Annotated in this window: 9 protein-coding genes; 4 read left to right on the top strand and 5 right to left on the bottom strand. The window is 64.1% G+C overall.

Annotated elements, in window-relative coordinates:
- Positions 1-73 precede the first annotated feature (73 nt).
- Both KJQ12_RS11890 and KJQ12_RS11885 read right to left on the bottom strand, forming a co-directional pair.
- Positions 74-166: a sporulation protein YjcZ gene (locus KJQ12_RS11890; protein WP_083883146.1), complete on the bottom strand. Its 93-nt coding sequence runs from the start codon at positions 164-166 to the stop codon at positions 74-76.
- A gap of 150 nt (positions 167-316) precedes the next feature.
- Positions 317-1,810 carry an RsmB/NOP family class I SAM-dependent RNA methyltransferase gene (locus KJQ12_RS11885; RefSeq protein WP_213484847.1) on the bottom strand — a complete coding sequence of 498 codons (1,494 nt, stop codon included), beginning with the start codon at positions 1,808-1,810 and terminating at the stop codon, positions 317-319.
- A gap of 166 nt (positions 1,811-1,976) precedes the next feature.
- On the opposite strand from KJQ12_RS11885, the gene KJQ12_RS11880 reads away from it, so the two are divergent.
- Positions 1,977-2,975: a glycosyltransferase family 4 protein gene (locus KJQ12_RS11880; RefSeq protein ID WP_213484846.1), complete on the top strand. Its 999-nt coding sequence runs from the start codon at positions 1,977-1,979 to the stop codon at positions 2,973-2,975.
- Positions 2,976-3,038: 63 nt separating this feature from the next.
- Here the strand turns inward: KJQ12_RS11880 and KJQ12_RS11875 are convergent, their stop codons facing one another.
- Positions 3,039-3,269, bottom strand: a complete 231-nt coding sequence (locus KJQ12_RS11875) for a hypothetical protein (protein WP_015254368.1) — start codon at positions 3,267-3,269, stop codon at positions 3,039-3,041.
- A gap of 150 nt (positions 3,270-3,419) precedes the next feature.
- Between KJQ12_RS11875 and KJQ12_RS11870 the strand changes: the two genes are divergently transcribed.
- Positions 3,420-3,683: a hypothetical protein gene (locus KJQ12_RS11870; RefSeq protein WP_015254369.1), complete on the top strand. Its 264-nt coding sequence runs from the start codon at positions 3,420-3,422 to the stop codon at positions 3,681-3,683.
- A 10-nt stretch (positions 3,684-3,693) separates the two neighbouring features.
- Here KJQ12_RS11870 and KJQ12_RS11865 read toward each other — a convergent pair whose 3' ends face one another.
- Both KJQ12_RS11865 and KJQ12_RS11860 read right to left on the bottom strand, forming a co-directional pair.
- Positions 3,694-4,404 carry a TraX family protein gene (locus tag KJQ12_RS11865; RefSeq protein ID WP_015254370.1) on the bottom strand — a complete coding sequence of 237 codons (711 nt, stop codon included), beginning with the start codon at positions 4,402-4,404 and terminating at the stop codon, positions 3,694-3,696.
- Positions 4,405-4,462: 58 nt separating this feature from the next.
- Positions 4,463-5,626, bottom strand: a complete 1,164-nt coding sequence (locus KJQ12_RS11860; protein ID WP_213484845.1) for a GGDEF domain-containing protein — start codon at positions 5,624-5,626, stop codon at positions 4,463-4,465.
- A 106-nt stretch (positions 5,627-5,732) separates the two neighbouring features.
- Between KJQ12_RS11860 and KJQ12_RS11855 the strand changes: the two genes are divergently transcribed.
- Both KJQ12_RS11855 and KJQ12_RS11850 read left to right on the top strand, forming a co-directional pair.
- Positions 5,733-6,896, top strand: coding sequence for a glycosyltransferase family 4 protein (locus tag KJQ12_RS11855; protein ID WP_015254372.1), 1,164 nt, complete (start codon positions 5,733-5,735; stop codon positions 6,894-6,896).
- On the top strand, positions 6,893-8,043 hold a 1,151-nt coding region (locus KJQ12_RS11850), incomplete at its 3' end, for a metallophosphoesterase family protein (RefSeq protein WP_213484844.1). The genes KJQ12_RS11855 and KJQ12_RS11850, both read left to right, overlap by 4 nt.

The raw sequence follows: 8,043 nt of genomic DNA, 5'->3' as shown, positions 1-8,043 counted from the left end.
ACCCGCATGTACGGTGGTGTGAGAGGTCGGGGGCTAGCCGCCCCCTCCTACTCGATTTCGGTTCGCGAAGGAATCAGTACAGAATGCCGCGGGATACGATGACCAGCAGGATGAAGAGAACCAGGATCACACCCGTGGACGTGAATGCTCCACCTACACCGGACATGTAACACCCTCCCTGAACGCATATTCCGGTTGCGGGCGTCGTTCTTTCCCCCGCGTCATCCGGTCTAAAGTATAATATGGCGAGGGATGGGGTTCGTTTGGACGAATGCCCCGCGGCATTCAATTTTGGGCATGCGCGGACAAGGGCGGATCAAGGGCGGCGAAGGCCCTTGGGCAGCCGGTTGTTGATGCGGCCGCCGCTCGCCTTGCCCCAGCCGAGCGGCAGGCCGTCGACGGCGACGAGCCCCCAGCCGGCGAGATTCGCGTCCGCCGGCAGCGCTTCGCCGCGCAGCCAGGCGGCGGTCTCCGGCGCGTCCGCCGCGAAGGGCAGGCACCAGCGCGCCGCCGAAGGACGGAGGTGAAGCGCCAGCGCATGGGCCGGTTCGAACCGGTCCTTCGGCAGGTCGCCGAGATGCAAGCCCGGCCGGAGCACGCGCAGCCCGTCCAGCAGATGCGGAGCGAAGCGGCCGCCGCCGTCCGGCAGCCAGTACAGCTGCTGGCCGAACGCGAGCGGGCCGCCGCCCGGCAGATCCTCGTCCGGGGAGAAGCCGGGGAGCGCCTCCGCGGCGAAGGCGCGGAACCGGGCGAAGCCGCCGCCATCGCGCCTGCCGGCGTCGCGTCCGCCTTTGCGCCCGCGGCCGGCGTGCGCCCCGGCGGCCGCCCGTCCGCCCTCGTCCGCGTCTTCCCTGCGGACGAGCAGCGCCGCATAGTGGCCTTCGCCGCGCTCCCGATGCGGGAACAGGCGCAGCGACCGCCTCAGCTCGAAGTCGGGCCGCCGCTCGAGGAACCGTTCAATCGTCTCCTCGTTCTCTTCGCGGTTGAACGTGCAGGTTGAGTATACGAGCCGGCCGCCCGGTCGAACCATTTTCGCCGCTTCGCCCAGAATGCCGGCCTGGCGGACGGCGCAGGCGGTGACGGCCGCTTCCGACCATTCGCGGACGGCGTCCGGGTCCTTGCGGAACATGCCTTCGCCCGAGCACGGGGCGTCGAGCATGACCGCGTCGAAGTAAGCGGGGAACCGCTTCGCCAGCCGGTCGGGCGGTTCGTTTGTGACGACCGCGTTCGCGATGCCCATCCGCTCGATGTTCTCGCTGAGCACCCGCGCGCGGGCGGGGTGAATCTCGTTCGCGACGAGCAGGCCTTGCCCGGCCAGCCGATCGGCGATCTGCGTCGCCTTGCCGCCGGGAGCGGCCGCCAGGTCGAGCACGAGCTCGCCCGGCTGCGGGGCCAGCAGCTCCGCCGCCGACATGGCGGAAGGCTCCTGGATGTAGTACAATCCCGCCGCATGATAAGGATGGCGGCCGGGGCGGCTTTCCGGAGCGTAGTAGAAGCCGCCGGGGCACCAGGGCACAGGCTCGAGGCCGAACATCCGATGCAGCTTGTCCGGCTCCAGCCTCAGATCGGCCAGCTTGCGGCCGTTCAGCCGCAGGCCGTACGCCCGGGGCTCGCCGTAGGCGCGCAGAAACGCCCCGGCTTCTTCGCCGAGCAGCGCTTCCATCCGGCGGACGAACGCTGCGGGCAGCGGCGGCCTGTCCGCCGCGCCCGGCGCTTCCTCGTCCGCATCGTGCCTGTCGGAGACGGCGGGCAGCTTCGTCACGGGGGCCGGCATGACGTTTTCGTTCGTTTTTTTGTCCCGATTGCTCAATGTCCTCAGTCCACTCCGTTGCTTGCAGTCGATCGAACGCATTATACCACAGCGGCCTGCGGATTCGCACGAACGCCGGGCGAACCGCGGGTCTGTCCTTCACGAACAGATCGTTATATGATCGAAATATCTGGACAAGTCCCACCCGGAAAGGAGCCAACTTCCGTTGACCAAAGTCGGACTCGTCATGCGCAAGATTCAGTTCACCGAAGCCCAGGGCCCGCGCATTTACGCGGAGCGCCTCAAGGCGATCGCCGCGGACGAAGGGATCGAGATCGTGTTCGTGCAGCCGGAGCGCCATGTGAGCGGATATGACCAGGCGCCGGGATTCGAATACGAGAAAGGCGATCTCGTCAACTACGACATCGTGCTCGACCAGCTGTACAGGGAAAACATCGACCACGTCATCTGCACGGTGTCCGGGTTTACGTTCCTGAAGCTGTTCATCGACAAATGCGTGCTGTTCCCGCATTCGTACCCGCATCCCGCGCTCACCGGCGCCGACATGATGCGGCCGTTCTACTCGATCGTCGACAAGGCGATCGTCCACACGGAGTATCTCAAGCAGCGGTTCGCCGAAGATTTCGGCGTCACCGACGTGGACGTCATTCCGATCGGATTCGAGGAGGAGCTGGCGCGGCGGCATTACAACCCGTCAGCCGTCGTGAAGAATCGCGTGCTCTGGATCGGGCGGGACGAGCCGAACCGGCGGCCGGAGATTCCGATCGCATACGCCAAAGCCCATCCGGACGCGGAAGTCGTCATGGTGTTCGGCGGCCTCCGGTACAAGGAGAGCATGAAGAAATACGACATTCCGCCGAACGTGAAGCTGATGTTCGCGCTCGGCCGGGACGACATCTTCAGATTGATGAACTCGGCGAAAGTTTACTGGAGCACTTCGGTGTTCGACACGTTCGCGATGCCGCTGGCGGAGGCGATGGCGATGGGCAAGCTGATCGTAAAGCCCGACCATCCGTGCTACGGGCATATTTCCGGCCGCCACGCGTTCGCCGGCAATCCGGACAACTGGTTCGAACTGGTCAACATGGCGCTCGCCGCGCCGGCGGCCGTGTCGGAAGACAACCGCGAGCGGGCGTTCGAACGTTTCTCGGAACGGGTGATGCGGGAAGGGTATCGGAAATTTTTCGCGGAGTGGATCGGTTAGGAACGGAAAAGGGCGAACGCCTTGGCGGCGTCCGCCCGGGATGGAGGGAATGACGGAAGTCCGTCAATACAGTGAAATCGTGCGCGTGTCCTGCTCGCTCATTGCATGCAGCGTCGCTTCGCTGCCGATGATCTCGATGCTGATGAGTGACTGGATGCAGCGGCGCAGCGCCGCCTTGCCGGTCGCAAGCTTCCGGTTCAGCACCTCGCCCAGCATTTCGAGCGCCTTCTTGGAATTCGTGTCTTGCATATATACGGGAATCGGCCGATCATGCAAGGAAATGAACGTTCTCATCGCAAATCTCTCCCTGCGAAAACTATGGAGCCATTATAACGAATTTAGATTAAAACTGTGTTAAAAATGATTCAAAACATTGCGACAAATGCAGCTCCGGGTGAAAAAGTTCACAAAATATTCACAATGCACTTGCAAGGAGGCAAAGCCATGAAATTCAACATCCTCGAAGCGGAAATGCGGCGGACGGACGACGGCTATGTCGGCTCGGTGCGGTTTGAAGTGGAAGGGCACCGGCATCCGTATGAAGCGGCGCTGCACAGCAAGGACGGCAAAGACTGGGCGTACGGGTTGTTTTTCATGAACGAGTCCGGGAGCGAGCGCGACATCGATCAGGTGGAAGCGTATCTCGAAGAAAACGACGAAGCCTTCGATCGGCTTGTCGATGCGGCCTGGCGGACGCTGAAGGCTTGAAGCGAGGCGGTCAGCCCGCAGCAAGCAGCCGGATGGCGGCGAGCACGGCGAGGTGCGCCGGATAGAACGACAGCCACAGCCAGCGGGGAATGCGGATGCGGCCGATCGCATCGAGCGCCTTCGGGGCGTGGGCGATGAGCAGCGTGGCCAGCAGGCTGTACATCTGGTACGGCGGGAACCCGAGCAGCAGATACAGCGCGTTCAGGAAAAAATGAAGCGCCGTTGCGACCTGTCCCGCGGTGCAGCGATAGATCAGGACAAGCAGCAGCAGGTAGGCGCCGTAATCGAAGGGAAGCAGTTCCAGCAGCAGACATCCGCTTGCGGCGATGCCCGCAGCGGTCATCAGCCGCCATGCCGTACCGTGGGAGCCGCCATGCGCAATGGCCCCGGTTCGCGGATCGCGGGCGGATGTTGACGATATGGAAAGGTCGACCAGGCGCAGGACGGCGAGCGAGACGAGCAGCGTGAAGACGACGTTGAACTCGAACGATTCGTCCGGCTCCATCAAGGCATATTGGTACGGAAGCTGCGAGAGGACGGCGATGGCGGCAAGCCGCAGCGCATAGCGGCGAAAGCTGCGCGTTCTGCCGTATCCGAGCACGAGCGCATACGCATAGAGCGGCATCGCCAGCCGGCCGATATGGCGAAGCCACGGCGTTTCGGGAAACAGCACGATGCCGAGATGATCGATCAGCATCGTCAACATGGCGAGAAATTGCATCGTCTTCGCTCCCGGAGCGGGGACTTCTCGGAATCAGCATGCGGGCGGCATGCTGATTTTATTGCTTTTGGCCGGCCGCGGCGGCGGACGGGCGGTGCACGGTCACCTTGTTCTTGCCCGTCGTCTTCGATATATACATCGCCTCGTCCGCGCGGCGCATCGCATCTTCCACCGACAGGTCCGCGCCAGCCGGACATACGCCGACGCTGACGGTAACGGTCGTCTCCCGTTCGACGCGCTGCCGGATCGTCTCGGCGATCGCGGCCGGATCGGCGCCGGGGCGGGCGATGGAAGCGACGAGCTCCTCGCCGCCGAACCGTCCGGCCGTGCCGACGCCCGACACTTCTTCGGACAGAATCGCCGCCACTTTCTTCAACGCTTCGTCCGCGGCGTGATGTCCCTGCGTATCGTTCAGCTTCTTGAAGTTGTCGATGTCGCAGAACAGGATGGACACCGGCAGGCCGAGTCCGGCGTAGCGGTTCGTCTTCTTCAGGAAATGCCGGCGGTTGTAGAGACCCGTCAGGCCGTCCTTGATCGACGATATGTAAACGGACTGCATCCGTTCCAGCGTGCGCCGGAACAGGATGAAGAACAGCAGATGGTAGTAAAACGTCATGAGCAGCAGCCCGGCCGCCGGGATCCATGCCGGAAGCGCCGAACCGGATCCGGTTTCCGCGATGGCGATCAGCCGGCCCAGAAAATGAAACGCTTGCGCGGCCGCAACTTTCGCCTTCTGGCCGATGCGGGGCAGGATATAGGCGGGCATCAGGCCGGAGATGACCAGAAAGATGAGATCCACCGGCCGGAAGACGCCCGCTTCGCCTGCCGCGTCCGGGGCTTGTCCGCCTCCGTTGAACCAGCCCGCGTCCAGGCCGAATTGCGCAGCGGCCGCGCCGGAGGCCAGCACCGTCAGCGCCGCGAGCATCCATTTGTCGCCGCGGCGAAGCGTGACATAGAGCGCAAGCACGGCGAAATTGACGAGAATGAAAGACAGGAGACCGGCGCCGGCCGAAACGGCGTCCCGCGCGGCGCCGGCCGGTTCGATCCAGGACGCCGGCGCAAGCAGCAGCGCAACGATCAGCAGACGGTAAGCGGCGTGCCGGCGGTTCATTCTCCATTGGAGGACGGACATGAAGATCAGAAGCCCGGCGACGGTGAGCGCCGAGGCGGCGCAGGTGATCCGTCCGGCGGGCGACAGTATCCATTCAAATGCAGCGGTCATGTTATCCCTTCCGAGCAGGCGTAATGGCTTCCTTTACAGAAACATATGTTCTATTATATCATGGTTTTGGCAGTTGCGTAACCGACTGCCGGAGGAGGAAGTCAGGATGAAGGTATTGCAAGCGTTGTTCTTTCCCCCGGAGCAGCCGGGCGGCGTTTCCTCCATGGTGCCGTACATCCAGGAAAGGTTCCTCAAGATGGGATGGGACATGGAACTGTTCTACATCCCGAAGCGGGTGCGCGGCAAAGGCAGCGAAGATCTCGAGTTCGCAACGTTCGATGCCGGCGGATTCCGGGGCAATCCCGTTGTCGACAAATATTTGCAGACATGCCGCGACTACTTGTGGTGGACGCGGCTGCGCGTGAACAAGCCGTATGATCTGATTCACGCCCATCATCCGATCCCCGCGCTTGTCATGAAGAAGCTGTTCCCCGACACGCCCGTCGTCATGACGATCCATTCCAGCTACGAGCGCGAGCTGGTCCTGAACGGCCGAATCAAGCCGGACGGTCCCGAGCACCGTTTCCTCACTTCCCTGTACGGGGAGCTGGAAGCGAAGGTCGACCGGATGCTGACCGTGTCGCACTCATTCCGGGATTATCTGGCGCCGCACGTCAAGAATCCTGACGGCATTACGGTCATCCCCAACGGATTCGACGAGAAGAGATTCCGGCCCGTCTCCCACGACAACGAAATACCGCAGCTCATCACCGTATGCCGGCTCGTGCCGGCGAAAGGGCTGGACATTCTGCTCAAGGCGTGCGCGCTGCTGAAACAGCGGGGGCATACGTTCGTCCTGCACATCATCGGCGACGGTCCGATCCGGAAGGAACTGGAGACGATGGCCGCCGAACTGGATTTATATGACGATACGATTTTTTACGGGTACATGCTGCATCCGGAAGAGTTCATGCCGTTCTTCGATATTTTCGTTCTGCCGTCGCGGGCGGAGGCGTTCGGTTCCGTGTTCGCCGAGGCGGCGCTCTGCTGGCTGGCGCTCGTCGGCACGAACGTCGGCGGCATCGCGGAGCAGATCCAGGACGGCGTGAACGGCCTGCTCGTGCCGCCGGATGATCCGGAGGCGCTCGCCGGCGCGCTCGAGAAGGTCGTCTCGGATCCGGGCTACCGCTACAATCTGGCGCGCGCGGCGTGGGAGAAGGCGAAGCGGGACTATTCGCTGCAGCGTGTCATCGCGCAGCTGAAGGAGGTTTACCTCGGCTTGACGCAGACGGCCGGTGCGGCTTCTGAAGAGGAAGGAGAGACGACGTGAACCCTTTCCGGTTCATCCATGCGGCGGATCTGCATTTGGGAAGCCCGTTCAAGGGGCTGGCGGGCGCGCCGGAAGCCGTCCGCCGCGGCCTTGCGGAAGCGGAGTTCGGCGCCCTGCGCCGGCTGACGGACACGGCGCTGAGGGAAGAGGCCGATTTCGTCGTCATCGCCGGCGACCTGTTCGACTCGGCGGACCGATCCCTGCGCGCCCAGGCGGCGCTTCACCGGTCATGGAGCCGGCTGGCGGCCGCCGGCGCCCAAGTGTTCGCCATCCACGGTAATCATGATCCGCTGGGGTTGGAGCGCGCACGGTTCGAACTGCCGGAAGGCGTTCATATTTTCGGCGCGGGCGGAAACGCGGAGCACCGGCCGGCTTACCGGCGAGACGGCAAGCCGGCCGCTTTCGTTTACGGCATTTCGTACGACCGCCGGGCGGTCACGGACAATCTCGTCCCGGGTTACCGGCCGGCGCCGGGCGCCGATTTTCATATTGCGCTGCTGCACGCGAACGTGGACGGCGATCCGGATCACGACGCCTATGCGCCGTGCAGGCTGAGTGATCTGCTCGGCGCGGGGTTCCAATACTGGGCGCTCGGCCATATTCACGGGCGGCGGGTGCTGCACGAATATCCCCATGTCGTCTACCCGGGCAACCTGCAGGGCCGCCATGCCGGCGAGACCGGGGCGAAGGGCTGCTATATCGTCGACGTCGACGCGTCCGGCGGCTTGCGGCTGACGTTCATGCCGCTCGATGAAGTCCGGTGGCTCGCGTGCCGCGTCTCCATCGAGGGAATTGCGGACGAGGAGCGGCTGCTGGAGCGGATGGAGGAAAGCGTATATGGCGCGGCGGCGTCGGCGGACGGCCGCTCCGTGATGCTGGAAATGGTGATCGGGGGGCGCGGCCCGCTGCACCGCCGGCTCGAGAGTCGGAATGTTGACGAGCTGCTTGCAGCCTTGCGCGAGCGGCTCGGCGAGCCGGCGGCCGGGGACGGGTCCGGCTGGGTCTGGGTGCACCGGCTGACGGTCCGAACGGCGCCCGATCTCGATCTCGACCGGCTTGCCGGGGAAGACAGCTTCGCGGGCGAAGCGCTGCGGCTGGTGCGCCGGCTGGCGGCCGACCCCGACGGCCGGGAAGCGCTGCTCAAGGA

Origin of the sequence: Thermobacillus xylanilyticus, assembly GCF_907165215.1 — a bacterium.
Lineage (GTDB): Bacteria > Bacillota > Bacilli > Paenibacillales > Paenibacillaceae > Thermobacillus > Thermobacillus xylanilyticus.
This window is presented reverse-complemented; position numbering and strand designations above follow the sequence as displayed.

What these genes read in the sequence shown, in the direction of transcription:
- KJQ12_RS11890 (WP_083883146.1), bottom strand. Translation starts at nt 166, where the DNA reads ATGTCCGGTGTAGGTGGAGCATTCACGTCCACGGGTGTGATCCTGGTT.
- KJQ12_RS11875 (WP_015254368.1), bottom strand. Translation starts at nt 3,269, where the DNA reads ATGAGAACGTTCATTTCCTTGCATGATCGGCCGATTCCCGTATATATG.
- KJQ12_RS11870 (WP_015254369.1), top strand. Translation starts at nt 3,420, where the DNA reads ATGAAATTCAACATCCTCGAAGCGGAAATGCGGCGGACGGACGACGGC.
- KJQ12_RS11865 (WP_015254370.1), bottom strand. Translation starts at nt 4,404, where the DNA reads ATGCAATTTCTCGCCATGTTGACGATGCTGATCGATCATCTCGGCATC.
- KJQ12_RS11860 (WP_213484845.1), bottom strand. Translation starts at nt 5,626, where the DNA reads ATGACCGCTGCATTTGAATGGATACTGTCGCCCGCCGGACGGATCACC.
- KJQ12_RS11855 (WP_015254372.1), top strand. Translation starts at nt 5,733, where the DNA reads ATGAAGGTATTGCAAGCGTTGTTCTTTCCCCCGGAGCAGCCGGGCGGC.